Here is a 1316-nt window from a genome sequence, read left to right as displayed (position 1 = left end):
TGTCTAGTCCTAAAATAGGTTTACACAATAAGTCAACTTATGTCAGGATTTAAGATTTACAATGAAAGCTTCAAGCAGCAGGTAGTTGCTGAAGTTTTAAACGGACAGATCAGCAAGGCAGAAGCTCGCCGTCGATATCATATTGCAGGGCATTGCACGGTTTTAAAATGGATTCGTAAATTTGAAGCACAGTCACTTCAAATCACGTCCATGAAGTCGGATTCGCTTACATCAAAAGAAGACCTGTTCAAGCGCATAAAAGAGCTTGAACGCCAGGTTGAAGATGAGAAGCTTCGCAGCGAAGCTTTAGCCTTGATGATTGATATTGCCGAGAAACAGCTGGATATTGAGATTCGAAAAAAGCCAGGTACCAAACAATCCAAGCGTTAAAATACCGCTATCCTGTTACCAGTCTGGACAGGATATGCCGAGTGTTTGGTATAAGCAGACAAGCCTATTATAAACATTTACAGGGCAAGGTGAAGATGGTTAATCAGAACTACATGGTGGTTCAACTGGTTGGTTCGGTTCGGCAGAAACATCCGCGTATGGGAACCCGAAAGATTTATCACCTGATTAAGCCGGATCTGGAAGAGCAGGGAATAAAAATCGGCCGGGATGCTCTGTTTTCACTATTAGCAGATGAAGGTCTTTTGATTAGAAAACGTAAACGGATGCACATCACAACCAATTCAAATCATTGGTTCCGTAAATATCCCAACCTGGTAAAGGGTTTTGAGCCAACGGCACCCAATCAATTATGGGTGAGCGATATTACTTACATTCGAACTGCGCAAGGCTTTCGATACCTGTTTCTGCTAACCGATGCCTATTCGAAACGGATATTGGGTTACAGGTTGGCAAAGAATATGGATAGTATCCACGCTGTCAACTCTCTTCAGGACGCTATTGAAAACAGTAGTCAACCATTAAACGGATTAATCCATCATTCAGACAGGGGACTCCAGTACTGTAGCCATTCCTATGTAAATACATTAAAGCAGCATCAAATAACAATTAGTATGACAGAAAGCGGTGATCCACTCGATAATGCTATTGCCGAGCGGGTTAACGGCATCCTAAAAGAAGAATATATCAATACAATAGTTGAAAAAACAGGAACAATAACAAAAGGGAGTTTGGATGATATTATCTGCAAATATAATAACCAAAGACCACATCTTAGCTGTGACATGTTTACTCCAACTCACGTACATCAAATCAAAGGCTTAACGATTAGAAAAAGATGGAAGAACTATTATAAAAAAGAAATAAATTTACAGTAATAACCTGTAAACTTTTTTTAGGACGAGTCA

The 1316-nt window shown here is 40.0% G+C and carries 2 protein-coding genes; both read left to right on the top strand.

Annotation, left to right across the window (positions count from 1 at the left end; genetic code table 11):
- The first annotated feature begins 39 nt into the window (after nucleotides 1–39).
- A complete protein-coding gene (locus G4420_RS23205) occupies nucleotides 40–390 on the top strand; it encodes a transposase (RefSeq protein ID WP_163326335.1) in 351 nt (116 codons plus the stop codon).
- On the top strand, nucleotides 378–1286 hold the full coding sequence (locus tag G4420_RS23200; RefSeq protein WP_317165266.1) for an IS3 family transposase: 909 nt from the start codon (nucleotides 378–380) through the stop codon (nucleotides 1284–1286). Before G4420_RS23205 ends, G4420_RS23200 begins: the two co-directional genes overlap by 13 nt.
- Nucleotides 1287–1316 lie beyond the last annotated feature (30 nt).

The sequence above is a fragment of the Draconibacterium mangrovi genome (assembly GCF_010586825.1).
Lineage (GTDB): Bacteria > Bacteroidota > Bacteroidia > Bacteroidales > Prolixibacteraceae > Draconibacterium > Draconibacterium mangrovi.
This window is presented reverse-complemented; position numbering and strand designations above follow the sequence as displayed.

Excerpts from the sequence above, each read along its gene's own strand:
- G4420_RS23205 (WP_163326335.1), top strand. The coding sequence starts at position 40 with ATGTCAGGATTTAAGATTTACAATGAAAGCTTCAAGCAGCAGGTAGTT.